This is a genomic window from Bacillus sp. BK450, assembly GCF_004364885.1.
Lineage (GTDB): Bacteria > Bacillota > Bacilli > Bacillales > Bacillaceae > Bacillus > Bacillus safensis.
The window spans coordinates 533348-558615 of the sequence record NZ_SOBQ01000002.1 but is presented as its reverse complement, the minus strand read 5'-3'; the positions used below and the strand labels follow the sequence as shown (position 1 = coordinate 558615).

The 25268-nt window shown below is 41.3% G+C and carries 27 protein-coding genes and 1 pseudogene; 21 read left to right on the top strand and 7 right to left on the bottom strand.

Translation table 11 applies throughout. The annotated features are described in order from the left end of the window. The first annotated feature begins 17 nt into the window (after nt 1-17). The gene (locus EV579_RS08105) at nt 18-1286 is read left to right on the top strand and encodes a peptidase U32 family protein (protein ID WP_133744243.1); all 1269 of its coding nucleotides are present in this window, start codon (nt 18-20) and stop codon (nt 1284-1286) included. A 7-nt stretch (nt 1287-1293) separates the two neighbouring features. After that, nucleotides 1294-1926 carry a uridine kinase gene (udk, locus tag EV579_RS08100; RefSeq protein WP_024423106.1) on the top strand — a complete coding sequence of 211 codons (633 nt, stop codon included), beginning with the start codon at nt 1294-1296 and terminating at the stop codon, nt 1924-1926. Between the two features lie 63 nt (nt 1927-1989). Here the strand turns inward: udk and EV579_RS19345 are convergent. Next, nucleotides 1990-2124, bottom strand: a pseudogene (locus EV579_RS19345) (Ig-like domain-containing protein); the annotation flags it as partial. 525 nt (nt 2125-2649) lie between these two features. On the opposite strand from EV579_RS19345, the gene greA reads away from it, so the two are divergent. The 3 genes from greA (at nt 2650) to EV579_RS08080 (ending at nt 5649) form a co-directional block, all read left to right on the top strand. Beyond that, nucleotides 2650-3123 carry a transcription elongation factor GreA gene (gene greA / locus EV579_RS08090; protein WP_008358505.1) on the top strand — a complete coding sequence of 158 codons (474 nt, stop codon included), beginning with the start codon at nt 2650-2652 and terminating at the stop codon, nt 3121-3123. 50 nt (nt 3124-3173) lie between these two features. After that, the gene (locus tag EV579_RS08085; protein WP_133744242.1) at nt 3174-4916 is read left to right on the top strand and encodes a peptidoglycan D,D-transpeptidase FtsI family protein; all 1743 of its coding nucleotides are present in this window, start codon (nt 3174-3176) and stop codon (nt 4914-4916) included. Between the two features lie 67 nt (nt 4917-4983). Continuing rightward, nucleotides 4984-5649, top strand: a complete 666-nt coding sequence (locus EV579_RS08080) for a YrrS family protein (RefSeq protein ID WP_024423104.1) — start codon at nt 4984-4986, stop codon at nt 5647-5649. Nucleotides 5650-5867: 218 nt separating this feature from the next. Here the strand turns inward: EV579_RS08080 and EV579_RS08075 are convergent, their stop codons facing one another. Further along, nucleotides 5868-6071 (bottom strand): YrzA family protein, encoded by a 204-nt coding sequence (locus EV579_RS08075; RefSeq protein ID WP_024423103.1) that lies wholly within the window; start codon nt 6069-6071, stop codon nt 5868-5870. Between the two features lie 186 nt (nt 6072-6257). Here EV579_RS08075 and EV579_RS08070 point away from each other — a divergent pair, with 186 nt between their 5' ends. The 7 genes from EV579_RS08070 (at nt 6258) to EV579_RS18975 (ending at nt 10936) form a co-directional block, all read left to right on the top strand. Continuing rightward, nucleotides 6258-6899 carry a class I SAM-dependent DNA methyltransferase gene (locus EV579_RS08070; RefSeq protein ID WP_024427893.1) on the top strand — a complete coding sequence of 214 codons (642 nt, stop codon included), beginning with the start codon at nt 6258-6260 and terminating at the stop codon, nt 6897-6899. 15 nt (nt 6900-6914) lie between these two features. Further along, nucleotides 6915-7610 (top strand): 5'-methylthioadenosine/S-adenosylhomocysteine nucleosidase, encoded by a 696-nt coding sequence (gene mtnN / locus EV579_RS08065; protein WP_024423101.1) that lies wholly within the window; start codon nt 6915-6917, stop codon nt 7608-7610. A 46-nt stretch (nt 7611-7656) separates the two neighbouring features. Then, on the top strand, nt 7657-8580 hold the full coding sequence (locus EV579_RS08060) for a PLP-dependent cysteine synthase family protein (RefSeq protein WP_133744241.1): 924 nt from the start codon (nt 7657-7659) through the stop codon (nt 8578-8580). Between the two features lies 1 nt (nt 8581). After that, nucleotides 8582-9730 carry a bifunctional cystathionine gamma-lyase/homocysteine desulfhydrase gene (locus tag EV579_RS08055; RefSeq protein WP_024423100.1) on the top strand — a complete coding sequence of 383 codons (1149 nt, stop codon included), beginning with the start codon at nt 8582-8584 and terminating at the stop codon, nt 9728-9730. Nucleotides 9731-9802: 72 nt separating this feature from the next. Next, nucleotides 9803-10033, top strand: coding sequence for a YrhC family protein (locus EV579_RS08050; RefSeq protein WP_073206443.1), 231 nt, complete (start codon nt 9803-9805; stop codon nt 10031-10033). Between the two features lie 447 nt (nt 10034-10480). Further along, the gene (locus EV579_RS08045; RefSeq protein ID WP_133744240.1) at nt 10481-10615 is read left to right on the top strand and encodes a YrzI family small protein; all 135 of its coding nucleotides are present in this window, start codon (nt 10481-10483) and stop codon (nt 10613-10615) included. 159 nt (nt 10616-10774) lie between these two features. Next, nucleotides 10775-10936 carry a hypothetical protein gene (locus EV579_RS18975; RefSeq protein WP_155267112.1) on the top strand — a complete coding sequence of 54 codons (162 nt, stop codon included), beginning with the start codon at nt 10775-10777 and terminating at the stop codon, nt 10934-10936. A gap of 43 nt (nt 10937-10979) precedes the next feature. Here EV579_RS18975 and EV579_RS19380 read toward each other — a convergent pair whose 3' ends face one another. Further along, complete coding sequence (locus tag EV579_RS19380) at nt 10980-11105, bottom strand: YjcZ family sporulation protein (protein WP_008342643.1); 126 nt, start codon at nt 11103-11105, stop codon at nt 10980-10982. A gap of 270 nt (nt 11106-11375) precedes the next feature. On the opposite strand from EV579_RS19380, the gene EV579_RS08035 reads away from it, so the two are divergent. From EV579_RS08035 to EV579_RS07995, 9 genes are all read left to right on the top strand, one after another. Next, complete coding sequence (locus EV579_RS08035) at nt 11376-11978, top strand: class I SAM-dependent methyltransferase (RefSeq protein ID WP_133744348.1); 603 nt, start codon at nt 11376-11378, stop codon at nt 11976-11978. A 401-nt stretch (nt 11979-12379) separates the two neighbouring features. Then, complete coding sequence (gene fdhA / locus EV579_RS08030; protein WP_024423097.1) at nt 12380-13594, top strand: formaldehyde dehydrogenase, glutathione-independent; 1215 nt, start codon at nt 12380-12382, stop codon at nt 13592-13594. Between the two features lie 98 nt (nt 13595-13692). Further along, nucleotides 13693-14466: a class I SAM-dependent methyltransferase gene (locus EV579_RS08025; RefSeq protein WP_133744239.1), complete on the top strand. Its 774-nt coding sequence runs from the start codon at nt 13693-13695 to the stop codon at nt 14464-14466. Nucleotides 14467-15191: 725 nt separating this feature from the next. Further along, nucleotides 15192-15755, top strand: coding sequence for a GNAT family N-acetyltransferase (locus EV579_RS08020; protein WP_103131911.1), 564 nt, complete (start codon nt 15192-15194; stop codon nt 15753-15755). Then, nucleotides 15755-17473 (top strand): ABC transporter ATP-binding protein, encoded by a 1719-nt coding sequence (locus EV579_RS08015; RefSeq protein WP_133744238.1) that lies wholly within the window; start codon nt 15755-15757, stop codon nt 17471-17473. The genes EV579_RS08020 and EV579_RS08015 overlap by 1 nt, the downstream gene beginning before the upstream one ends. A 290-nt stretch (nt 17474-17763) precedes the next feature. Next, on the top strand, nt 17764-18513 hold the full coding sequence (locus tag EV579_RS08010) for an SDR family oxidoreductase (protein ID WP_133744347.1): 750 nt from the start codon (nt 17764-17766) through the stop codon (nt 18511-18513). A gap of 371 nt (nt 18514-18884) precedes the next feature. Next, nucleotides 18885-20105 carry an MFS transporter gene (locus EV579_RS08005; protein ID WP_024423092.1) on the top strand — a complete coding sequence of 407 codons (1221 nt, stop codon included), beginning with the start codon at nt 18885-18887 and terminating at the stop codon, nt 20103-20105. 70 nt (nt 20106-20175) lie between these two features. Further along, entirely contained in the window at nt 20176-21216 is a 1041-nt protein-coding gene (locus EV579_RS08000) for a 2,3-butanediol dehydrogenase (protein ID WP_017358082.1), read from the top strand. Between the two features lie 125 nt (nt 21217-21341). Next, nucleotides 21342-22172 (top strand): manganese catalase, encoded by an 831-nt coding sequence (locus EV579_RS07995; RefSeq protein ID WP_024423090.1) that lies wholly within the window; start codon nt 21342-21344, stop codon nt 22170-22172. A gap of 35 nt (nt 22173-22207) precedes the next feature. Here EV579_RS07995 and EV579_RS07990 read toward each other — a convergent pair whose 3' ends face one another. From EV579_RS07990 to EV579_RS07975, 4 genes are read right to left on the bottom strand one after another with little or no spacing between them, the layout of a single operon-like run. Next, on the bottom strand, nt 22208-22921 hold the full coding sequence (locus EV579_RS07990) for an amino acid ABC transporter permease (RefSeq protein ID WP_034279995.1): 714 nt from the start codon (nt 22919-22921) through the stop codon (nt 22208-22210). Between the two features lie 12 nt (nt 22922-22933). Beyond that, nucleotides 22934-23632 (bottom strand): amino acid ABC transporter permease, encoded by a 699-nt coding sequence (locus EV579_RS07985; protein ID WP_044331738.1) that lies wholly within the window; start codon nt 23630-23632, stop codon nt 22934-22936. Then, the gene (locus tag EV579_RS07980) at nt 23629-24489 is read right to left on the bottom strand and encodes an amino acid ABC transporter substrate-binding protein (RefSeq protein WP_133744237.1); all 861 of its coding nucleotides are present in this window, start codon (nt 24487-24489) and stop codon (nt 23629-23631) included. Before EV579_RS07980 ends, EV579_RS07985 begins: the two co-directional genes overlap by 4 nt. After that, nucleotides 24486-25250 carry an amino acid ABC transporter ATP-binding protein gene (locus EV579_RS07975; RefSeq protein ID WP_166644690.1) on the bottom strand — a complete coding sequence of 255 codons (765 nt, stop codon included), beginning with the start codon at nt 25248-25250 and terminating at the stop codon, nt 24486-24488. Before EV579_RS07975 ends, EV579_RS07980 begins: the two co-directional genes overlap by 4 nt. Between the last annotated feature and the right edge of the window lie 18 nt (nt 25251-25268).

The window sequence follows — 25268 nt, the reverse complement described above, 5'->3', positions numbered from 1 at the left end:
AAGAGGAGGCAGAGGAAATGGCATTATTGAAAGATGGTATTTCTGAAATGATTGATGGGAAACGTGTCATTACAAAAAAACCAGAACTGCTTGCACCCGCAGGAAACTTGGAAAAACTGAAAATTGCTGTACATTACGGAGCTGACGCTGTTTTTATTGGCGGGAAAGAATTTGGACTTCGCTCAAATGCAGATAACTTTTCAATTGAAGAAATGGCAGAAGGTGTCGCATTTGCAAACAAATATGGCGCACGCACTTATGTGACAACAAATATCTTTGCCCACAATGAAAACATGGACGGGCTGGAGGAATACCTTCAAGGGATCGAGGGCGCTGGAGTAGCAGGCATTATCGTAGCTGATCCACTGATCATTGAAACATGTAAACGTGTTGCACCAAAACTTGAAGTCCATTTAAGCACACAGCAATCTCTTTCAAATTGGAAAGCTGTTCAGTTTTGGAAGGAAGAAGGGCTTGAGCGTGTGGTGCTTGCACGTGAAACAAGTGCGCTAGAAATTAGAGAAATGAAAGAAAAGGTCGATATTGAAATCGAAACATTCATTCACGGTGCGATGTGTATCGCATACTCTGGCCGCTGCGTGCTCAGTAACCATATGACGGCAAGAGATTCTAACCGCGGAGGCTGCTGCCAGTCCTGCCGCTGGGATTATGATCTTTATAAACTAGAAGGTTCTGAGGAAGCGCCTTTATTTGGTGAGGAAGATGCGCCATTTGCAATGAGTCCAAAAGATTTGAAGCTTGTTGAATCCATTCCTCAAATGATCGAAATGGGAATTGACAGCTTAAAAATCGAAGGACGGATGAAATCCATTCATTATGTTGCCACTGTTGTAAGTGTATATCGCAAAGTCATTGATGCGTATTGTGCTGACCCAGACAATTTTGTCATTCAGCAGGAATGGTTAGATGAATTAGATAAATGCGCAAACCGTGACACAGCACCAGCCTTTTTCGAAGGCGTACCAGGAACGGATGAACAAATGTTTGGCATCCATGGGAAGAAAACGACATTTGATTTCGCAGGTCTTGTTCTTCATTATGATGAAAAAGAACAAATCGTGACATTGCAGCAGCGTAACTTCTTTAAGCAAGGCGACGAAGTCGAATTCTTCGGACCAGAGATTGAGAATTTCACATGCAAAATTGAAACGATTTGGGATGAAAAAGGAAATGAACTAGATGCCGCTCGTCATCCGCTGCAAATCGTCAAATTCAAGCTTGATCAAAAAGTATACCCTAGCAACATGATGAGAAAGGGGAAATAACAGCCACATGAGGAGTAAACCAGTTGTCATTGGTATTGCTGGCGGCTCGGGTTCAGGTAAAACGAGCGTCACCAATTCAATCTATGAAAAATTTAAAGGACATTCCATCCTCATGCTTCAGCAAGACTTATATTACAAAAATCAAAGTCATATGCCATTTGAAGAGCGCCTGCTCACGAACTATGATCATCCGCTTGCATTCGACAATGACCTGATGTTTGAGCATTTGGAACAGCTCTTAAGGTACGAATCCATTGAAAAACCAATATATGATTTTAAACTAAACACACGTTCAGAAGAGACGGTTCATGTTGAGCCGAAGGATGTCATTATCGTTGAAGGTATCTTTGCGCTCGAAGACGAACGTTTGAGAGACTTAATGGATATTAAACTGTATGTCGATACAGATGCAGACCTTCGCATCATCCGCCGCATTTTACGCGATACGAAGGAAAGAGGCCGGTCGATCGATTCGGTGATTGAACAATATGTATCTGTGGTCAGACCGATGCATAATCAATTCATTGAACCGACGAAACGATACGCCGATATCATCATCCCAGAAGGCGGCCAAAACCATGTGGCGATCGACTTAATGGTCACAAAAATTCAAACCATTCTTCAAAATCGAGCAGAGTAAATGGTGGAGAAGAAAAAGACCTTTACATAGTAAAGGTCTTTTCAGCATCATCTTACCAAACTCTCACAAAAACTTGTTTTTATAAAGAGTGATAGTGGCATCGCCACGAGAATGAGCGGTCACTAGCCCATTAGAGCTAACAGAAGCAACACTCTGGTTATCTGTCCAATAACGTGTTGCTGCAGCATTATAGACTGTTATTAGAGCAGCATTCTCGGAAAAAATCTTAAGGGTTTGATATGATAAGAAAACAATGAAGAAAAGAAGAGATGGAGAAATCACTACCACATAGCGAAAGAATGAAATTGAAAAAGTATATTAAAAAAACGACAAACAAATCATCACAAATTTTCAAACAATTCTTGATCAAAATGCAATTTTGTAATAATATAGCATAGACATATCGTACACTGACCATATTATGTATTGGAAGATGGAGAATGGATAAGCTATTCTTCTACATATGATCGAAATGGCCGAACGAGGTACAGGAGCTTCCTGTGCCTTTCCACAGTTTGTGCGATTTTAGACCGCTGCGAGTGGTCCTGTCTAATAAAAGGCATAATAGTTGCATCTAAAAGGGACGCCATGTAAGATGGACTTTTACGAATATGGTACAGAAGGAATGAGGGCCTGAACATGTCCTCATTCTTGTATATTTCAGTCGTCACTCACGTGCAGAAAGTTTGTATGATGAGGATTAATAGAAGGAGTGAATGATTCATGGCACAAGAGAAAGTATTTCCAATGACAGAAGAAGGAAAACGTAAATTAGAAGAAGAGCTTGAATATTTGAAAACGGTTAAACGTAAAGAGGTTGTAGAGCGTATTAAAATCGCTAGAAGTTTTGGAGACCTCTCTGAAAACTCGGAGTATGATTCTGCTAAAGAAGAGCAGGCGTTTGTAGAAGGCCGTATTACAACGCTTGATAATATGATTCGTAATGCTAAAATTATCGAAGATGAAGGAAATTCAAATGTGGTTTCACTTGGTAAAACGGTGACATTCGTTGAATTACCAGACGGGGAAGAAGAGTCTTACACAATTGTTGGAAGTGCAGAAGCTGACCCGTTCGAAGGCAAGATTTCAAACGATTCACCTATTGCAAAAAGCCTTTTAGGTAAACAAGTAGACGACAAAGTAACCGTTCAAACACCTGGCGGAGAAATGTTCGTCCAAATTGTAAAAATTTCATAATCACGTTTATCAGGTAAACACCTCGTCCACAATAGGGACGAGGTGTTTTTATGCGCAAAAAAAGAAGAATTCAATGGACAGGTGCGATTATTTTTATACTAATGCTCGGTCTTCTGATGAGACTGGCAGAAATTCAGCTGTTTTTCACAGAATCGTTTTCAAAGCTTGATATCAATTTAATACAAGAAAGTGTCAAACAGCGAACAGAAGAAGTCGTTATTTCAGACGGGCGCGGTGAGTTTTTAGATCGAAACGGCCAAGCACTTCTTACAAAAGAACAGCCTGCGGTTATCTTATTTCCTTTCCTGCAATATGATCTTCCACGCTTACAGCAAACCGCCTCTATTCTTGAGATGGAAGAGGATGAACTCAAAAAACAGTTAACAGAAACGAAAAAACCTCTCATTTTAAAAGATGACATTACGAAAAAAAAGCTGAAAGACATCAATGATATGAAATATTCAGGTGTGTACGGCGTATATATGAAAGAGAAGGACAAAAAAAGACTTGCCCTCCACACATTAGGTTTCACAAGCGAGAATCCAGAACTATTGAGAAAGCGTTATCCTGACAAAAAAGAGCTTTCTATTCGTACTGAAATCGGCACATTTGGGCTGGAAAGCACCTTTGACGAATTTCTATTACCCGAGCAAGACACAAAATTGTTATATCATGTGGACGGAAGGGGAAACCCTTTGTTCGGTATGGACGTCAAATATACAGCAGAAGCTCATTCCTTTTATCCACTTCAGGTACAGACAACAATAGATGAAGACATGCAGGCTGAAATGGAGAAGGTGCTCAAAGAACAAGGCGTTGAAAAAGGCGGTGCCGTTCTGCTCGACATTGAAAGCAGCAGTGTACTCGCGATGGCGAGTACCCCAAATGTCACAAGTAAAAACCGGCATGAGGCAAGAAATTATATGCTGACAGCGATTGCTCCAGGCTCAGTCTTTAAAACGGCTGTGCTTGCCGCAGCAATCGAAAAAAACCTTGACCAGCCACAAACCATGTATGACTGTCGAAAGAATTTATATGGAGAGCCTGAAGGAAAACAGGCAGTGCTGAATCTGACGGACAGTTTCTCTGAGAGCTGCAATTATACCTTTGCGACACTTGCTGAAAGGCTCATTCAAACAGATGATCAAATCATCGAAAAGACGGCTGCAAAGCTTGGACTCTTAGATCGAGCTGGCTGGGAAGGGGATGTCTATCATAAGCAGCACTTCAAACAGTTTGATCGTGAAGAAACAGGCAGTGTGTGGGGAGATAAAAGAGACAAGCATGTCAAAAAAGCCATTGCACAAACCGCAATAGGACAAAAAAATGTGAAAACGACGCCTCTGCAAATCGCGAATATGATGGCTACGATCGCAAGAGGAGGAGAACGAAAAGAAGTGAAAATCGCAGAAAAAGTGCTGTATCAAAACGGAACAACGATGCTGTCCTTTCAAAACAAACGGCCTGAAGGGGGCAGCATAGACCGCTATACAGCCCAAAAGCTGCAAAAATTCTTAAGACAGGTGGTGACCTCTGACAAGGGAACGGGAAGAAGGTTTCAAGATTTGCCATACGATGTAGCGGGAAAATCAGGTACTGCCCAAACCGGCAGTCAAGACAAAAAGGGGAATCCGCTTTATCATAAGTGGTTTGCTGGATACTTTCCGGTAGAAAAACCAAAATACGCCCTTGTCGTTGTTCACCTAGATGAGACAAGTGGCCGGGCTAAGACAAATGATGCGTTTTATGATATTGTAAAAAAGGTCAATGAAATTGAAAAGAAACAGACATAGAACATCCCTTCATGACATGTTAGAATAGTAACGACTTAGGGAACAGAGGCAAAGGAGTGCAGAGATTTTGAGTAGAAATTCTCGATTTGAACATCGTGATAAGCGCAGAAAGGCAAATATGGTGCTTAACATATTAATTGGTATCGTTGTGGTGCTTATTTTGGTTGTCGCATCGAGTTTGTTAATTTTTAATAAGCCGAAAGAAACAGATGTAGCAAAAGAGCCATCAAAAACGGCACCTGCAACGAGTGAAAATAAACAAAACTCACAAGAAGATGTGAAAGATCCAAAGAAAGACACATCCGATGATTCAGATGCAAAAAAAGATGATTCATCTGATCAAGACGACGAAACGAAGAAGACAGATGATGAAGAAAAACCTAATAAAGATGCGTTAAAAGACGCCAAAGAAACAGATGGCGGCAAAACGAGTGATGTAGACAAAACATACGAAAATGATGACTGGGAGCCTGTAGGAACAGAGCAATCCGGTTCACATACAGCAACCTATGATTCCAGCTCAAAAGACTGGAAAGAAATGATCAAAGCCATGTCCTATGCGACAGGAATTTCAGAAGATCAAATGACCGTTCTTTGGTTAGGAAATAACGGAGGTCCTCAAGATGCAAAAGGAACCATCCGTGATAAATCAACAGGTGAACGCTACCGCGTGGAAATTACGTGGGTAGATGAAAAAGGCTGGAAACCTGTGAAGGTTGAAAAATTAAGATAAACACGAAAAAAGATAGCAGATTGTTGACAAAGGGCTAAAATGATGTTTATTTTAGCCCTTTGTCTTCTTTTCAGCGTGATAGAAAACCTTTGCAGTCTAGGAAGGACGAGTACCGGAGCGGAGCGAATTTGACATTCGTGAGCACCGGCACGCAGAACTGACAACGAATGCGAGGGTTTGTCTACACGCTGAGATAGCAGATATGCTATCTTTTTTGTTTAAACATTTGCTTTAAAATGAACAACTGCTGTATACAAAATCCGCTCATCGATCACAGTCGTTTGATGACTGACAGAATGAACAGTCAGCAGAATCGCCTGATTATGTTCAATTTGTTTTTGGATCTTTTGTTCAAGTTCTTTTAAAGATGTTGCTTCAAAAAATTCTATTTTATCCTTTAAAAAATCCAGTTGAAAATCCATTTGATTCACCTCTCTATACTCTTCATTCATCTTAATCTCTCTCCCTCAGAAGGGCAAATGTTTTTCTGTCTCTCCCAGTATTTTTTAGTAGGAAAGAAACAGAAGTTGTGGTAGGATAGGAACTGTTCGACGGAATAAAACATACTATACGCATAGGAATAAATAGATAAAGTGGAGGGAAAGAAAATGGGACGTGAATTTCTTTCTTTATTTGATCATTGGGCTGACTCTTATGACGACACGGTAAGTGGTCATGACGAGCAGTATAAGGAAGTGTTTCGCCGGTATCCGGCTATTTTAAAAGAGATTGTCCGTCTTTCAGGCCAAGATGTTCTTGAGTTTGGAAGCGGTACGGGGAATCTAACAGCGCTGCTTCTTGCAGCTGATAAAAACGTGTTTGGTGTTGAACCATCAGATGCCATGAAGAAAGCGGCTCTTCAAAAAGGACTGCCAGATCTATTTCATGATGGGGATTTTTTATCATTTCCAGCGCCGCCTTTTGAGCCAGATACGATCGTCAGCTCATATGCATTCCACCATTTAACGGATGAAGAAAAAAAACAAGCCATTCACACCTATAGCAACATCCTTCACTCAGATGGTAAAATAGTTTTTGCTGATACAATGTTTCAAAATCAAGCAGCACATCAAGCTCAGATCGACAAAGCGAGAGCCGCAGGGTTCGATCAGCTTGCAGAGGATTTAGAAACGGAATATTATCCATCCATTGATGTGCTAAAGCAAATCTTTGAAGAAGAAGGTTTTAGCACGTCCTTTCATCAAATGAATGATTTTGTTTGGATCGTAGAAGCGAAGAAAAGGGAATGAAAGGATGTTTTTGATTTGAAAATCGCAGTTATAGGTGCAATGGAAGAAGAAGTGACGATTTTAAGAGATCAACTAAAAAATGCTACACAAGAAAACATCGCTGGGTGTGAATTTACAACAGGTGTTTATGAAGATAAAGAAGTGATTTTATTAAAATCAGGGATTGGAAAAGTAAATGCAGCGGTCAGCACGACATTACTGCTTGACCGCTTTCAGCCAGATTATGTGATCAATACAGGATCTGCTGGCGGTTTCCATCACTCATTAAATGTAGGTGATATTGTCATCTCTACTGATGTGAGACATCATGATGTAGATGTGACCATCTTTGATTACGAATATGGACAAGTGCCGGGACTTCCAGCTGCTTTCATTGCAGATGAAAAGCTTGTGAAGCTGGCAGAAGAATCTGCTTTAGAAATTGATCATATTCAAGTGGCAAAAGGAACGATTGCAACAGGAGATTCGTTTATGAATGATCCGGATCGTGTAGCGTTTGTGAGAGAGAAGTTTCCAGAGCTATATGCGGTGGAAATGGAAGCCGCAGCCGTTGCACAGGTCTGCCAGCTCTTTGGTACGCCATTTGTTGTCGTTCGAGCGCTATCAGATATTGCAGGGAAAGAATCCAATATCTCCTTTGATCAATTCCTTGAGCAAGCAGCGATTCACTCAACCGACCTTGTCTTGCGTATGATAAAGCAAACACAATAAAAGAAGGGGTTCCCCCCTTCTTTTCCATACAAAGGAAGGGAATCATATGGCTGTCATAAAGGATATTACTGAATTAATTGGCCGCACACCGCTTTTAAAGCTGTCAGGGATTGGCGTCCCAGAAGGCGTTGAGGTGTATGCAAAGCTTGAGATGATGAATCCAGGTGGAAGTATTAAGGATCGTTTAGGTGACATGCTCATCAGAGAAGCATTAGCATCTGGCAAACTGCGTCCAGGCGGAACTATTATTGAAGCAACTGCTGGAAACACAGGAATTGGGCTTGCCCTAAGTGCAAGAAAGCATCAATTGCAAACCATTTTTTGTGTACCAGAACATTTTAGTCAAGAAAAACAACAACTGATGAAGGCGCTCGGTGCAGAGATTATTCATACGCCGAGAAAAGAAGGCATGAAGGGTGCGATTGATCGAGCCATTGAATTAGAGGAAAGCCTTGACAATGCCTATTGTGTTTTACAATTTAAAAACCAAGTAAATCCATTGACTTACTACAGAACGCTCGGTCCCGAATTATGGTCCGACTTAAAAGGGAATATCGATGTATTCGTGGCGGGAGCAGGATCTGGCGGAACTTTTCAAGGTTGTGCCGCCTATTTAAAAGAGCAGAATCAGTCGTTAAAAACAGTGGTTGTGGAGCCTGAAGGATCAATTTTAAATGGAGGGGACCCGGGTCCGCATAGAACGGAAGGAATTGGCCTTGAATTTATCCCAGATTATATGGAGCAGGCTTTATTTGATGAGATTTACACTGTCAGTGATGATGATGCGTTTCAAATGGTGAAAGAAGCAGCTGAAAAAGAAGGTATTCTCATCGGCAGCTCTTCTGGTTCCGCTTTATATGCCGCTTTAGAGGAAGCAAAGAAAGCAGCACCTGGGACAGTCATTGTCACCATTTTTCCTGACAGCAGTGAGCGATATTTAAGTAAAGGAATTTATGAGGGAGGAAAATAGCATGAAACCAAAAACAATGATGATTCACAGCGGAACAACGGGTGATGAAAGAACAGGCGCCGTGTCTGTGCCGATTTACCAAGTAAGTACTTATAAGCAGCCGAAAGCAGGCGAACATACGGGGTATGAATACTCCAGAACAGCAAATCCAACAAGAACTGCCCTGGAAACAGTCATTCGTGATCTTGAAGGAGGAGCAAGCGGCTACGCATTTGGTTCAGGGATGGCAGCCATTACGGCTGTGATGATGCTGTTTAACAGCGGAGATCATATTGTGCTGACAGATGACGTGTACGGCGGAACCTACCGCGTCATCACAAAGGTGCTAAACCGCATTGGCATTACTGCAACCTTTGTTGACACAAGTGATCCTGAAGCAGTGAAAAAAGCCATTTTACCTGAAACAAAAGCCGTTTACATTGAATCGCCAACCAATCCTTTACTCAAAATGACAGATCTAAAAGCCATCGGCGAATTGACAAAGGAAGCCAACATCTTGATGATTGTCGACAATACATTTTTCACACCGTATTTCCAAAAGCCGATTGAATATGGCGCAGACATTGTCTTGCACAGTGCGACTAAGTATTTAGGCGGCCATAGTGATGTTGTAGGCGGGCTTGTCGTCACAGCGACGAAAGAGCTTGGAGAAGAACTGCACTTTGTTCAAAACTCGACAGGCGGAATTCTTGGACCGCAGGATTCATGGCTTCTCATGAGAGGGATGAAAACGCTTGGACTACGAATGGAAGCACATCAACAAAATGCACAGAAAATCGCTGAGTTTTTAAAGCAACATGCAGCCGTCACACGTGTTTATTATCCAGGTCTCGATACTCACCCTGGACATGAACTTGCGAAAACACAAGCATCCGGCTTCGGCGGCATGATCTCTTTTGATATTGGAAAAGAAGAACATGTCGATGTATTTTTAAGCCAGCTTAAGCTGTTTACAATCGCAGAAAGCCTTGGAGCGGTTGAAAGCTTAATTTCTGTCCCTGCCCGGATGACCCATGCGTCCATTCCAAAAGACCGCCGGGAGGAGCTTGGCATCACAGATGGTTTAATTCGTATTTCCGTCGGAATTGAAGATGTGGATGATTTACTACATGATATCAAGCAAGGACTAAGCGCACTGGCGAATGGATAGATTTACATGCTCCTCGCTTTCTCTCACTATGTTAAGCTATGAATAGACATTGATAACTGGAAGGTGAAACAAGTGAAGAAAAAGTGGAGTGATTTAGTGACAGATTACAAGCAGTACGCTTTTATTTTGCTTGCTGTCAGCACCTTTTTATATATTGGTACGATCTTACCGAACCAGCACATCGAAGCATCTCCAAAAATGCTGATGATCGGAATAGATTGTGTTTTCTTATTAGCAGCTTTTGTTTGTGTTAAACGAGCGATTTTCTTTCAAAAGAAACTGCAAGAATTAGATGAAGATTAATTCGAAAGCCTCCTCATTTGCCTGAGGAGGCTTTTTTATTGTATTGGATAATCGGACAAGAATAACTGTAGAAATTTAGTCAAAAACACAAAATTCATCTATATTACTAAAAACAGGTTTACAAAATGGTGCTTGCTGGATATACTTACAAAGTAATTAAAAAAACGTAAAGGAGGCTGAAGAATATGTTATTCGTATCTACTTGTGATCAATTCAACCAACAATTTCATCATGTCATCAGCCTGTGGAAGAGTTCGTGTCCTTCCTTTGCCTTATACGGTGCACGCTTCAAAACTGTTTAAGTAAACGAGGATTTCACACGTATCATCCATTGCAGGTTGGAAGACACTGTCTTTTGATCTGCATTTTTGTGTGCCCGCAGGTCAACTGATAAAGAAGATCTGCGGGCTATTTCGCGTGCTGCGAACTGAAGGGAGGTGAGCGTATATGACAATCCATTTATTTTTTATTACTTTGACAATTAAGCGGAAATACAAGGACATTGAGACCGTTCTTTACGAACATGAAGTCGAAACAATTTATGAAGAAATGAAACAGAAACAACTAAAGTATATGAACTAGAACAGGAAATGAAAAATGTGAAAAGGAGGAGATTGACATGTTTATGATGCTTGCCATGCTTGATTGTTATACGATGGAGAAGGACCAGGTTTAGACACGCTCCACATTGATCACCTGCACATATGATACCGTAAAAGGTGATTGTGAGGTGATCAATGAATGTCGATGTCACCATATATGAGATTTCCGTCTGTGGGGCACGGGTATGCATCTATTCCGCATTCCTTAAAGCACGGATACGGCAATCCATACCGCATGCAAAGAGAGCAAGAGGAAATGCTCAGACGTTATATGTATCAGTACCGGACTTATTGGTATTAAAGAAAAGGAGCAGGAAACCATGACGTTTCCTGCTCCTTTTACGTTAGCAAATCCAGCTTGCACCAATGATGATCAACAAAATGAACAGTACAACAAGCAATGCGAATCCGCCTGCAAAACCGCCACCGTAGCCACCGCAGTAGCCTCCAGAATAACCGCCAAAGCCCATAATCTAGCACCACCTTTATCTAATCAAGATACATTTATAAATTATGCAGCTCATGCAGAAAACGAAATCAATCTGAGCACAAATAATGAAAACGCCTATTCAGGTTAAAAAAATATTTTCACTTTCTGCGAAACATTTTCTGAAAAGGAGCGTCTTATAAAAGACAAATAAATTAGGACTAGGTCTTAATTTTTGTTAGGTGAGAGCCGATATGAAAAGTAAGAAAATTTGTAAATAGTTTTATTTACTGGTGAAAAGCAGGTGTTAACATTGATTCAAAGCTGGATTGGAAAACAAATGAGGGAACCAAAAGGCTTGTTCTCAAAATGGGTTGCCCGCTATATGGAAAAAAATCATCATAATATCAATGAATGGACGATTCAACTCTTAAATATACAAGAAAATGACCGAATTTTAGAAATTGGAACTGGAAGAGGCATCACCTTATCAAAGGTAGCTGAAAAACTTGACCGCGGAAAAGTATATGGAGTGGATGCCTCTCGCCATATGATTAAATATGCAAAAAGAAAACATAAGAAGCTTACGGAACAGGACAAAGCCGTCATTACGCTTGGTAAGGCTGAGCAATTACCTTTTGAAGACAGATCATTCAATAAATTATTTACGGTGCAGACGATCTATTACTTGAAGGATATTGAGCAAGTCATGAAGGAAGTGTACCGCGTCCTTCAAGTGGATGGAGAAGTATTTTTATCTTTCCAAAAGCAGGAGCTGATCAACGAACAAAAACGGTCAACATCTTTTTCATCGTACAGTGAAGAAGAGATCAGCCGCCTGTTTTCAGCATATCACTTTAGAGAAGTTTCGGTTTATCACTATGATACATACATCTGTATCAAAGCCTTAAAATGATGAAAATATTTCCCAGGTAATGAACAAGCACTCAAAAAAGAGGCTCTTTGTCAGAGGAGCCTCTTTGCCTGCAATAAAAAAAGGCTCTTCATCAGAAGAGCCTTTTGTATGTGATATAGGCGCCAGCCAGGTGTGTAAGGAATGATAGTATATATAAGGAATTTGTTTGTCGATTAAGGATACCTGTCTGGCTTATTTCTTATATCGACACCGTTCTGCAAAAGTTTAGCTTTTTTTTCAATATTTTCTTTTTTATTTCGCTGAAAGACACATTTTTCTTTCTCACATAGACATGTGCCTCCCTCTTTTTCACATAATGTGCTGTTTGAAGAAGGAAATTGCTTAAGAAATAGAGAAAATTGTAGAGACTTCATTTTTAAACAAAAGGGAGGAATGAAATCATGTCGGGAAACAAAGGTGTCGTTTATAAAGGAGCAGGAAAAGTAGCAGTTGAGGATATTGGATACCCTGATTTGGTCTTAAAAGACGGCCCGGGTGTACCTAAAGCCAATGTGGGGCGCAAATGTGAGCATGGCGTCATTTTAAAAGTAGTGACGACGAATATTTGCGGAAGTGATCAGCACATGGTGAGAGGGCGTACGACTGCACCTGAAGGACTTGTCCTTGGTCATGAAATTACAGGTGAAGTCGTGGAAGTTGGGCGAGATGTAGAGTTTATTCAAAAAGGAGATCTCGTGTCCGTTCCGTTTAATATTGCATGCGGACGCTGCGTCATGTGTAAGGAACAAAAAACCCATGTGTGCTTAAATGTAAACCCGGACCGCCCAGGCTCTGCCTATGGATATGTAGATATGGGCGGATGGGTTGGCGGCCAATCCGAGTATGTCATGGTTCCATATGCAGATTTTCAACTGCTCAAATTTCCAGACAAAGATCAAGCGATGGAAAAAATACTTGATCTCACGATGCTTTCCGATATTTTCCCGACAGGTTTTCATGGTGCTTATACGGCTGGAGTAAAGCCTGGTTCGACCGTATATATTGCAGGTGCTGGGCCAGTAGGTCTTGCAGCAGCACATTCGGCTCAACTTCTTGGCGCATCTGCTGTGATTGTTGGAGATCTGAATGAGCAAAGACTGGAACAGGCAAGAAGCTTCGGCTGTGAGACGATCAATCTACGAAAACATGATCGAATCGGCGAACAAATTACGAATATTTTAGGGGAGCCAGAAGTTGATTGTGCCGTCGATTGTGTCGGCTTTGAAGCTTCGGGTCATGGAGACCAGGGAGAAGCACCAGCAACTGTTTTAAATACGATTATGGATATTACCAAAGTTGGCGGCAAGCTTGGAATTCCAGGGCTTTATGTCACAGAAGATCCAGGAGCAGTGGATGCCGATGCAAAAGTCGGTTCTCTGAAAGTGCGAATTGGACTTGGCTGGGCGAAAGCTCATACCTTTGTGACAGGTCAAACCCCTGTTATGCAATATCATCGCAGTCTAATGAAATCCATTTTAAGCGGCAGAGCACAGATCGCTAAAGCCGTCAATGCGACCGTCATTGACCTTGATCAAGCCCCTAAAGGATATAGTGACTTTGATTCGGGTGTGGCGAAGAAATTTGTCATTGACCCGCACGGGATGCTTTCTCGATAATTTTTAACATGAAAGGAGCCGCTCAATAAAATGGGACGGCTCTTTATTGTGGAAAATCACATAGAATATACAAATCCATTTCAAGGGGGAGGAATGAGATGAATTCAGATCAAGCCAAAAGAAGGGTTGTAGAACAATTTGGGAGAAATGCAGAAAAGTATGTGACGAGTCAAACTCATGCAAAGGGAGCAGACCTGGATATAATCGTTGAATGGACAGCTCCAAAAGAAAGCTGGATCGTCCTCGATATAGCAACTGGTGGCGGGCATACCACAAAAGCATTGGCTCCATATGTGAATCAAGTATTTGCGACGGATTTAACGAAAGAGATGCTTTCACATACATCACTTCATTTAAAAGCGTATCCACAAATTTTTTATGTAGTAGCGGATGCAGAAAGCCTTCCTTTTTTAGATGGCACATTTGATATGGTCACATGCCGAATTGCAGCACACCATTTCCCGCACCCTGAACAGTTTGCCAAAGAGGCATCTCGCGTATTAAAGTCAAATGGTCTGTTTTTCTTTATTGATAATGTTTCACCAAATGATGAAGAGCTTGCACTATTTATCAATGAGCTGGAAAGATTGAGAGACCCAAGTCATGTGTCCTGTCTATCTACAGAACAATGGCGGGAATTGTTTTATAAAGAGGGAATAAAAGAAGTAAGATCAATGGAACGAAAAAAACGTTACCCTTTTCAAGAATGGGTCAAGCGAACAACGAAAACTTTAAAGGAAGAAGAGATCGTTACAAAATACATGTTAGATGCTAACGAGAAAATAAAGCAATATTATAGATTGAACATGACAGAGGATCAAATAGAATCAATAGAGGTGGATGACTGGATTGCTCTTTTCAGGAAAGGGTAAAAGTAAATCATTCATACGAGTCATTGAAAGGAATTAATCATATGCTACATTTTAAAGGGAAAACCGTCATCATCATAGGCGCAGCCAATGGTATTGGTTTCTCGATAAATGTTTAACAATAAAGAGCCGCTCCATAAATGGGACGGCTCTTTATTGTGGAATTCACATTGAATATACAATACATATCAACGAAAAAGATATCTTCTAAGGTTTCTTCATAAAATCCTTGATGATAAATAATCTCATAGAACCCAGCTGGTTTCATTCTTGCTGACGGTCATATAGGCGACAAATAGGCAGCTCACATCTCCAGACTCCTCATTTAAGTCATCTCTTTTTGCATACACAATACCGTATTTTAATCCCAAGTTTTTTAAAAAAATGGCGTAGATTGCTCGTAAAGTTTCTCCGTTGGTACCGACCAACCTATCTTCTCGTCGCTTTACATAAGAGGTTTAGCTGATAATGATTTCTTCGAATATATTTTTCATTTCTTTCTTTACTCTAGAGTTACTCCATACTTTACACTATTTCTTGTGAACTTAACATGACCTAACATTCGACCACTACGAACTTGGCTTGGTAAATGGTTGGGTTTCTCAATGAAATGGAGTAATAAGGCGGAAGGTTGGATTCGAAAATACGGAGTCTAGGCCATTATAGTCAGCTATTTTTAACAGTCGGTCGAATATTTTAATCAGTTTAAAAGAAAGGGTTTTTTAGAAATGACAAAACTAAATCAACAAATGACATTAGCACCTGTACCGCAGGACGAGCTAGCAGCATTTAAGGCAGAATTACAAGAGGCATTTATGAAAGGGTTACAAGATCGTTTTACAGATGCGGAAGATCCGGCAGAAATGGGACCAATCCCGTCTGAGGAAGATTTCAATCATTCACTTACTGCTAAAGAATCGGTTGTACGTCAACTTTTACTAAACGCCGAAAGAATTGGTGGTGTCGTATTGAAAATGAATAACGAAACCCAGCGAAACGAAGTGGATTTCCTGTATACAAGGGCAAATGCACATGGCAAAGGTCTTGGCACTAAAATGTGGAAAGCGATAGAAGCAGCGTTCCCAGAGACGAAGGTTTGGGAGCTGCACACACCATATTTTGAAAAGCGTAATATTCATTTTTACGTGAATAAATGCGGCTTTAAAATTGTTGAGTTTTATCACCAAGGCAACCCAGGACCTAATGTTGAAGGCAAAGAGCCGGAATCGGATGAAGAGTATGAGTTTTTCCGTTTTGAAAAGGTCATGACGAAAGTGAGCAGTGAATCATAATGCAAGGGAAAATCTCACAGCTTTGGATTTTGATGAAGCGCAGTCAAATGGCGAATAGTCAATTAGTTCTTTTATTTTTTATAAGTATCGTAGAGGTGGCAGCTGGACTTGCTGTGCCACTACTCACAATGAAGCTTATTAACCAAATTTCAGATACTGGTTTTGCATTAACGTCACTCTTACCAGTCATTGGCGTTTTAATTGTACAGGCGATGCTTAGTGCCGTTACATTTTATATGATGCGTCGTTTAGGTGAAGGGGTTGTCGCGAATTTACGAACAGAAGTATGGGAGCATATGCTGCATTTACGATTAACATATTACGATGCACATGAATCTGGCGAAACGATGAGTCGAATTACACAGGATACAAACGTCGTAAAGGAGTTTGTAACGGAAAAGCTCGTATCGTTTGTATCAGGGCTTTTTGCGATACTTGGTGCAATCGTTGTTTTATTGTGGATTGACTGGAAAATGACGCTGCTGCTACTGATCGCCGTACCACTCACAATTTTTGTGACGTATCCGCTAGGGGAAAAAATGTACGCGATTTCGAAAGCCAATCAAGATGAGTTGGCAGGATTTGGCGGACGATTAGGGAGAATTTTAACAAACATTCGCCTTGTGAAAGCTTCACAAACAGAGCAGCAAGAGCTAGCAGGCGGAGAAAAGCAAATTCAGCAGCTGTACAAGTATGGATTAAAAGAAGCAAAAATTGTTGCGATTCTTTCACCACTTATGACGCTGCTCATGATGGTTGTGATCATTGCGATTTTTGGGTATGGCGGTTCACAGGTTGCTTCAGGTGCCATTAGTTCTGGCGAGCTTGTGGCAATCATGATTTATTTAGTACAAATTATTATGCCATTTACACAAATGGCGACATTCTTTACTGATTTACAAAAAACACTTGGCGCAACAGAGCGTATTGTCGAGGCTTTAGATGAGAAGCGTGAAGTCCAAGACGGTAAACCGGTAACTGCTGCGTCACAGCCGATTCATTTTGAAAATGTGTCGTTTAAGTACAACGAAAAGTACGTGTTAAAAGGTATGACGTTTACGTTAAAGCCAAATGAAACAACGGCCTTTGTCAGCCGAAGTGGTGGCGGGAAAACGACCATGTTCTCCCTTATTGAACGTTTTTATGACGTGTCATCAGGTGCGATACTGTATGGCAAAGAAAACATTGAGCATTTTAATTTAACAGAGTGGCGTGGGCTGTTTGGCTATGTAAGTCAAAATGCACCATTATTAAACGGAACGATTCGTGACAACGTCATGTACGGGACGAATGGAGCAAGTGAACAAGAGGTACTTGCCGCATTAAAAGCAGCCTATGCCTATGATTTTGTCATGCAGCTGGATAAACGCCTCGATACAGAGGTTGGTGAAGGAGGTATTAAGCTTTCAGGTGGTCAAAAACAGCGTATTGCGATTGCTCGTGCGATTTTACGAAATCCGAGAATCTTATTACTTGATGAGGCGACATCGAACTTAGATAACGAATCAGAGCGTGAAGTGCAGCTTGCTCTTCAAGCGTTAACGAAAAACCGGATGACGATCATCATCGCCCATCGGTTATCCACGATTACAAGTGCAGACCAAATCCTTGTCTTTGAAGATGGACGCTTGTCAGGTCAAGGCACACATGAAGAATTACAAAAAACACATCCGTATTATCAACAGCTTTGGCAAAATGGTCGTTTAACTGAAGATTAGACGATGAAATACAAAAATGTTTCGAGTCAGTTGCTTTCATGTATTCTTTATAAGTAAAGACGTTAAAAAAACGAATGAAATGGAAATGGGACAGAACAACATCCTACTTCCTAAATCTTAATTATTTTATATATTCAATGATAAATGAAAAATCAATTACTGCTCAATTTTACGAAACAGGTGATCCTCTTTGACCAGTTGATCTAGTCATACAAATTCCCTTTGTGCCGAGATTCCTCAAAATGATATGATAGACGACAACATCTCATGGAGAAAGGATTGGATGAATGATGAATTTTCAACATAAAACTGTCATTATCACAGGCGCAGCCAATGGTATTGGTGAAGCGGTCGCCTGCGGTTATGCAAAAGAAGGGGCGCGTGTGGTGCTTGCGGATATAGATGAAGAGAAGGGGAAGCGTTTGGAGGAGCAGCTGAGAAAGGAGTCCTTTGAAGTTTATTTCATTAAAACAGATGTGAAACAGGAGAAGGATATTCAGCGCTTAATGTCGTTTGCGGTGGAGCACTGCAAAACAATTGATATTCTCATTAATAATGCCGGCGTCATGTGCACTGCATCGCCTTATGAGTTAACGGTCGATGAGTGGGATCATGTGCTGCATACAAATGTAAGAGGGACTTTTTTATGCGCTAGAGAAGCAGCACGTTATATCAAAGAGAATCCAAACGGCGGTTCCATTGTGAATATTTCATCTACCCGTGCGGCCATGTCAGAGCCCTATACAGAAGCATATGCTGCATCAAAAGGCGGCATTTCCGCGCTTACTCATGCCTTGGCAGTTTCTTTTAGTCAGGATCACATTACGGTAAATAGCATTTCCCCTGGATGGATTGAAACGAAAGATGAGACAAGTCTTCGAGAAATTGACCATCAGCAGCATCCTTCCAATCGAGTCGGCACGCCAAAGGATATTGTGAAAGCCTGTTTTTATTTAACAGATGAAGACAATCAATTTGTGAACGGCACAGATTTGGTTATTGATGGCGGTATGACTAGGAAAATGATTTATGCGGATTAACATGAAAAAAACATTGACGCTTTGATCGAGGCGCAGTACAATATGTAACAATTCCGCTGAAGATCGTGATGAAAAAAAGACAAAGCGCAAATAGAGAAGAGTACATCATAGCTGCCCCACACAGAGAACTCCGTGAAGCTGAGAAGGAGCTGGGAAGCATGATGGAACCAAGCCTCTTAGCTCTGCACCGGATTCCCTCGGATGGTGGTGCAGCGAACTTCTCCCGTTACAGAGAAGGGTGAATGATCACCCGCTAAGGTTCATCTGGCAACAGATGAATGAACTGAGGTGGCAACGCGGAGTAAATCCCGTCCTCAAGACAGACATGTCTTGGGGGCGGGATTTTTTTATGACAAATAGGGGGGACAATGATGAAAAAACATTGGCGGGATATGAGTATTTTACTTGGAGCCATCGGGATTGCGAACATAGGAGAATGGATTTATATGATTGCCCTCCATCTGCTTATTTTTCAAGAAACGGGCTCTGTACTTGCTGTAACAGCAGTTTATTTGCTAAGACCGGCTGCTGCTCTTTTGACCAATAGCTGGTCCGGCAGTTTGATTGACAGGCTGAATCAGCGGAAAGTGATGATCAGTTTAGATATTACCCGTGCTCTGCTCATTGCATGCATCCCTTTTGCCTTATTTTCAGGACATCTGCTCATTCTGTATGTCATGGTGTTTTTCATACAGATGGCACAAGCGATGTTTCATCCAGCGTCGATGGTGTATATGACAGGACTCATCCCGGCGGATAACCGAAAACGGTTTAATGCCATTCGCTCTTTATTACAATCCGGTGGATTTTTACTTGGGCCCGCAGCAGCAGGTGTGCTCTTTCTCATTGGGACTCCTGTTCTTTCAATTTATGTAAATGCCATCTGCCTGTTGATATCTGCACTGTTAACGATGTGTTTACCGAATTTGCTCAAAACAGATGCTGCTCAAAAGCGGTTTTCCCTTTCAATGTTAAAAGAGGATGCAAAGCTTGTTCTGCGATTTAGTCTGACGTCACGCCAGATCATGACGGTATATTTATTATTTAGTGCGGCGATAACGGTCCTTCCTACGGCCATAGACTCACTTGAAACAGCCTTTGCAAAAGAAGTATTGATGCTGACTGATACACAATATGGCCTTCTTGTCAGTATAGCTGGAGCGGGTATCATTGCAGGGGCAAGTCTTAATTCGGTCATTGTTGAAAGGCTGTCAGTTTCGCTGATGCTTGGAATCGGCAGTTTGTTTGTGGCGTTTGGCTATCTTATTTATGCATTTTCCAGCAGCCTAGTTGCAGCTGCCGGTGGATTTTTTATATTAGCCTTCTTTTTAGCATTTGCGAACACAGGATTTATGACGTACTATCAAACGAATATTCCTGTGGAGGTGATGGGGAGGGTAGCCAGTTTTTATGCTTTGGTTGAAGCTATTCTAACGATGACCATGACAGGAATATTTGGCGGACTCGCTCATATTTTATCGATCAGAATCTCCGTCATCATTGGGTGTATATGTATGCTTCTTATCTGTCTATTGTTATGTTTTGTCATCTTTCGTCCATTGACTGTCAAAAAAATAGTGCATCCTACTTAGAAAATTAAAAAAATTATGTTATCATTATTTAAGTAAGTTAATTAAATTGATGAGAAAAGGAGTCTTACAAATGAAAGCACTACGCTGGCACGATCAAAAGGACATTCGACTAGAGGAAATTGATGAACCAACAGTTGCTCCAGGAAAAGTGAAACTGAAAGTAAAATGGTGCGGCATTTGCGGTAGTGATTTACATGAATATTTAGGCGGACCGATCTTCATTCCTGTGAATGAACCTCATCCACTTACAAAAGAAAAAGCACCAATTACACTGGGACACGAGTTCTCTGGTGAAGTTGTTGAAGTAGGAGAAGGCGTGAGCAATTATAAAGTAGGCGACCGAGTGGTTGTTGAACCTATTTTTGCAACTCACGGACATCAAGGTGCTTATAACTTAGATGAAAACATGGGCTTTTTAGGACTTGCCGGAGGCGGCGGTGGATTCTCTGAATATGTATCAGTCGATGAAGAATTACTTCATTTATTACCAGACGAAATCTCATATGAGCAAGGCGCGCTTGTCGAGCCTTCTGCGGTTGCTTTATATGCGGTTCGTTCTAGTAAAGTACAAGCTGGGGATACAGCGGCTGTGTTTGGCTGCGGACCAATTGGTTTACTTGTCATTGAAGCATTAAAAGCAGCTGGTGCTACTGATATTTATGCAGTTGAATTATCAAAAGAACGTCAAGAGAAAGCAAAAGAGCTTGGAGCGATCATTGTTGATCCTTCTCAGTATGAAGATGTTGTTCAAGAAATTGCACGCCGCACAAACGGTGGCGTCGATGTTTCTTTTGAAGTGACAGGTGTACCTGTTGTATTGAAGCAAGCAATCCAATCAACTAGAATTTCAGGCGAAACAGTCATTGTAAGCATTTGGGAAAAAGGCGCTGAAATTATGCCGAATGACATTGTCATTAAAGAACGTACAGTAAAAGGAATTATCGGCTACAGAGACGTATTCCCATCTGTATTAAACTTAATGAGAAAAGGCTATTTCTCTGCAGACACACTCGTCACGAAAAAAATCAAGTTGGACGATGTGATTGAGGATGGCTTCCATGCATTAATCAATGAAAAAGATCAAGTGAAAATTTTAGTCAGTGCTGAATAAGTAAGATAACAAAGAGGATGGCATAAGCCATTCTCTTTTTTTATGTGATCAGGTCATTTTCATAATGAGAGCTGCGGTTGAATAGTGATAAGTGAAAAGATGTTTTTGATAAGGGAGATGACATCATGTTTTATCACATCAAAGAATTGCAATATGAAGCAAAGCCCTCAAAACCTGATCCGCTTTACGCGAAAAAGCTGCAAGAAGTATTAGGCGGTCAATATGGTGAAATCAGTGTGATGATGCAATATTTATTTCAAGGGTTTAATTGCCGGGCAGACCAAAAATATAGGGATTTATTATTTGATATTGGGACAGAGGAAATTGGTCATGTCGAAATGCTGGCGACAATGATCGCACGTCTACTTGATAAAGCACCGGTAAAAGAACAGGAACAGGCGTATCAAAGTGATCCAGCACTTGCAGCTGTTATGGGCGGAATGAATCCGCAGCATGCAATTGTTGCCGGTTTAGGGGCGATGGCAGCGGATAGTCAAGGGTATCCTTGGAATGCCAAGTATATCATTGCAAGCGGAAATTTAATGGCTGATTTCAGGGCCAATTTAAATGCAGAATCACAGGGCCGTCTTCAGGTGACAAGACTTTACGAAATGACAGATGACCGCGGCGTCAAAGATATGCTCTCCTTCCTCATTGCTCGTGATACATATCATCAAAATATGTGGCTTGCTGCAATTAAAGAATTAGAAGAGCGAGAAGGGGATGTCGTCGTACCAACCACCTTCCCTCGTTCATTAGAAAAACAGCAAGTATCCTATGACTTGTTTAACTTCTCAAGAGGGGAAGAAAGTAAGCAAGGCAGATGGGCACATGGCCGCAGCATGGATGGAAAAGGAGAGTTCAGATATATTTCTGCTCCTGTCGTTTTCGGCTCTGCACCAAAGCTCAAACCCGCACCAAAAGAACTGTTTAACACACCAAAAAAGGGTGAATAAAAAAGTCGATCAGGTTTTTGTGCCTGATCGACTTTTTAACGTCCGAGAGTTCTTCCGTATACGCTGACACGTTTCTCTAATAATGCAAAGGCTAATTCAAAGACAATGCTCAGCAGCCAATAGATCAAAGCAGAGACGAGATAAGTTTCTAAAAACTGATAGCCGTCATTTGCAATGATCCGGGAAATACCCATGATTTCGAGTACCCCAATTGTAAACGCAAGAGATGTCGCTTTTAATAACTGAACGAGCTGATTGCCTAGGTTTGGTAAGGCCACAACAAATGCCTGCGGTAAAATAATGCGTATCATCGCCTGACGTGTGGTCATGCCTACAATTTTTGCCGCTTCAAGCTGCCCTTTGTCTACTGCCAGAAGTGCACTTCGGACCACCTCTGTTAAATGAGCGGCTGAATGCAGGCTGAAGGTAATGAGGGCAACGGCTAATGGGGAGACCATATCCGGATGAAAGGTCAGTCCGAATGTGCCGCTCATACTGGTTAGAAGAAAAGGGAGCCCATAAAAGAAAGCGAACAGTTGAACAATAAGCGGCGTTCCTCTAAAAAAGGAGACGTAGAGCGTAACGAGCTGTCTGAGTACAGGGATGCGAAAGAGACGAATGAAAGCAAAAACAGATCCGATCACAAGACTCACAGCCATGGAAACTAGTGCAATTAATAAGGTGAAAGGAACACCTTTTAAAATATGTGGTACTTGGTCAATCGCAAATGGAATATCAATGGTTTGCATCAAATCGCCTCCTTAACGTGACAGGCTGGTGCGGCCTTTTACAAATTTCTTTTCAAGCAACATGGTGACTAGTTCAATGCTCATACAAATGAGCCAGTACACAATCGCGATGATCACATACACTTCAAACATGCCGATTCCATAGTTATTTCCTAAGATGATCTTCACCTGTCCCATCATATCGATGAGCCCAATCGTAAAGGCAACCGCCGTGTCTTTCACAAGATCAATGGTGTAATTTCCGAGGTTTGGCAGGGCAATGAGAAAGGCCTGCGGGATAATGATCCTGATCAAGGCCTGTGTATCTGTCATCCCAACAATGTAGGCGGCTTCCAGCTGATCTTTTCCAACTGATGAATACGCACTGCGAAAGACTTCAGATAAATAAGCGCCCGTATGTAAAGAGAACGTCATCATCACAAATAACACGCGATCCCAATGATTGATTTGAATTCCTGCCACAAGTAAAAGCTGAGGAAGTCCAAAATAAATTAAGAATAACTGAACAATTAATGGCGTACTTCGTGTAAAAGATAAATAGACAACAGCCAATTGCTTCAGTACTGGGATTTGCTTAATACGAATGCATGCAAATAAGAGCCCTATGATGATGGCGAAAAACAATGACACCGCAATAATGAGAAAAGTGAGTGGCAGGCGTTCAAGCACCTGTAAAAAGATCCGCAGCCAATCTCCAGCTGTAAACGTCATGACGCTTCCTTCCTTTCTTCATATTGATAGCCTTGCTCTGAGATGTAGTCAATATCTTGAAAGAAATCAACTCCAAACCACTTTTTGGCAAGCTTAGGCAATGTTCCATCATCAATCATCTCTTGTGTAACCCGGTCCAAATCTGCTGCAAGCTGCTTCTCACTTGGCTGTAAGACAAGATAGATCGGCTCCTTTGACACGATTCCGCCCACTTTGACCTTCAGGTTCAGATGCTTTTGAATGGTATCAAAGGTCGAAATATTCATAAAGGCCGCATCGGACCGTCCGCTTTCAACACGCTTTAAGTTGAGTTCATTTGAAGGGCTTTCAATGGTTGTCAGCGGAATATCTGGATCATGTTCTTCATTATATTGATTTAAAATGGAACGTAATCCACCGCTAGGACTGACAGGAGCGAGCTTTTTAGATGTCATATCGTCAAGCGATTGAATATCCCGGTTTGATTCATTCACAATTAATCCTGTCATCGAATAGCCATACGGAACTTTAGGGTAAAGAAACCGTTTTTCACGTTCAGGGTTACTGAAAAACCAATTAGCTGCCATTTCAAATTTCCCAGCGCCAACACCAATAAGGTTGGATTCTTCTTCGCCAAAGATGTAATCAAAATGTATGTGCGGAAGTCTTTTTTCCACTTCATTTAAATAATCAATGTTATAGCCAATCGGTTCGTTTCGGTCATTTGTGGCTAAAAAGGGTGGATTGACCTCTGCACTCAGTGCGACTTTTACAATTTGTTTTCCATCATCTGTTGTTGTTTTCACACTGCTGCAGCCAATCAGAGAGAGGAGAATCAGAAGGACACCAGCTGTCATGAATGCTGTCTTTTGCTTCATATGTCTTCCTCCGATCCTTGCCACATTCCGCGATGAATCCTGGATAAAAATTGTTTTGTTCGTTCATGCTGAGGCTTCAAGAGGACGTCTTCTGGTGAGCCTTTTTCAACAATTTCTCCATCTGCCATAAAGATCACCGTATCCGCTACGTCTTTTGCAAACGAAATTTCATGCGTCACAATGACCATCGTCATCCCTTGGCTCGCAATATCTTTGATCATTTCAAGTATTTCTCCGACCATCTCTGGGTCCAGTGCGGACGTTGGTTCATCAAACAAAAGCACCGCAGGATTCATCGCAAGAGCGCGGGCAATTCCAATCCGCTGCTGCTGACCGCCAGATAATTCACTCGGAAATGCATCCTTTTTATGTAGCAGTCCAATCCGCGATAAAAATTGCTCTCCAACCTTTTCTGCTTCTTTCTTAGACATGTTTTGGGACACAATCAATCCCTCTGTAATATTTTCAAGTGCGCGTTTATTTTGAAACAAGTGATAATGCTGAAATACCATGGAAGATTGCTGCCTTAGTTTTAAAAGATCTTTTTTATGATATCGTTCAAATTGAATCGTGGCTTCTCCAACAGTCAGCTCTCCTTTGTCTGGAATATCGAGGCTGTTTAAACTGCGGAGAAGTGTTGTTTTTCCTGATCCGCTCGGTCCAATAATTGCGACCACTTCACCTTCTTGTACGGTGATATCAATGCCTTTTAACACATGGGTCTGCCCATAAGATTTATGTAGATTAGTAGCTGAGATCATAAAAGCATCACGTTCCTT

Excerpts from the sequence above, each read along its gene's own strand:
- EV579_RS18975 (WP_155267112.1), top strand. The coding sequence starts at position 10,775 with ATGTCGATGTCACCATATATGAGATTTCCGTCTGTGGGGCACGGGTAT.
- udk (WP_024423106.1), top strand. The coding sequence starts at position 1,294 with ATGAGGAGTAAACCAGTTGTCATTGGTATTGCTGGCGGCTCGGGTTCA.
- EV579_RS08000 (WP_017358082.1), top strand. The coding sequence starts at position 20,176 with ATGAAAGCACTACGCTGGCACGATCAAAAGGACATTCGACTAGAGGAA.
- EV579_RS08005 (WP_024423092.1), top strand. The coding sequence starts at position 18,885 with ATGAAAAAACATTGGCGGGATATGAGTATTTTACTTGGAGCCATCGGG.
- EV579_RS07975 (WP_166644690.1), bottom strand. The coding sequence starts at position 25,250 with ATGATCTCAGCTACTAATCTACATAAATCTTATGGGCAGACCCATGTG.
- EV579_RS08075 (WP_024423103.1), bottom strand. The coding sequence starts at position 6,071 with ATGGATTTTCAACTGGATTTTTTAAAGGATAAAATAGAATTTTTTGAA.
- fdhA (WP_024423097.1), top strand. The coding sequence starts at position 12,380 with ATGTCGGGAAACAAAGGTGTCGTTTATAAAGGAGCAGGAAAAGTAGCA.
- EV579_RS07990 (WP_034279995.1), bottom strand. The coding sequence starts at position 22,921 with ATGCAAACCATTGATATTCCATTTGCGATTGACCAAGTACCACATATT.
- EV579_RS08055 (WP_024423100.1), top strand. The coding sequence starts at position 8,582 with ATGAAACCAAAAACAATGATGATTCACAGCGGAACAACGGGTGATGAA.
- EV579_RS08085 (WP_133744242.1), top strand. The coding sequence starts at position 3,174 with ATGCGCAAAAAAAGAAGAATTCAATGGACAGGTGCGATTATTTTTATA.
- EV579_RS08060 (WP_133744241.1), top strand. The coding sequence starts at position 7,657 with ATGGCTGTCATAAAGGATATTACTGAATTAATTGGCCGCACACCGCTT.
- EV579_RS08070 (WP_024427893.1), top strand. The coding sequence starts at position 6,258 with ATGGGACGTGAATTTCTTTCTTTATTTGATCATTGGGCTGACTCTTAT.
- EV579_RS08015 (WP_133744238.1), top strand. The coding sequence starts at position 15,755 with ATGCAAGGGAAAATCTCACAGCTTTGGATTTTGATGAAGCGCAGTCAA.
- EV579_RS08105 (WP_133744243.1), top strand. The coding sequence starts at position 18 with ATGGCATTATTGAAAGATGGTATTTCTGAAATGATTGATGGGAAACGT.
- EV579_RS07995 (WP_024423090.1), top strand. The coding sequence starts at position 21,342 with ATGTTTTATCACATCAAAGAATTGCAATATGAAGCAAAGCCCTCAAAA.
- EV579_RS08010 (WP_133744347.1), top strand. The coding sequence starts at position 17,764 with ATGAATTTTCAACATAAAACTGTCATTATCACAGGCGCAGCCAATGGT.
- EV579_RS08045 (WP_133744240.1), top strand. The coding sequence starts at position 10,481 with ATGACAATCCATTTATTTTTTATTACTTTGACAATTAAGCGGAAATAC.
- EV579_RS08020 (WP_103131911.1), top strand. The coding sequence starts at position 15,192 with ATGACAAAACTAAATCAACAAATGACATTAGCACCTGTACCGCAGGAC.
- greA (WP_008358505.1), top strand. The coding sequence starts at position 2,650 with ATGGCACAAGAGAAAGTATTTCCAATGACAGAAGAAGGAAAACGTAAA.
- EV579_RS08025 (WP_133744239.1), top strand. The coding sequence starts at position 13,693 with ATGAATTCAGATCAAGCCAAAAGAAGGGTTGTAGAACAATTTGGGAGA.
- EV579_RS07985 (WP_044331738.1), bottom strand. The coding sequence starts at position 23,632 with ATGACGTTTACAGCTGGAGATTGGCTGCGGATCTTTTTACAGGTGCTT.
- EV579_RS19380 (WP_008342643.1), bottom strand. The coding sequence starts at position 11,105 with ATGGGCTTTGGCGGTTATTCTGGAGGCTACTGCGGTGGCTACGGTGGC.
- EV579_RS07980 (WP_133744237.1), bottom strand. The coding sequence starts at position 24,489 with ATGAAGCAAAAGACAGCATTCATGACAGCTGGTGTCCTTCTGATTCTC.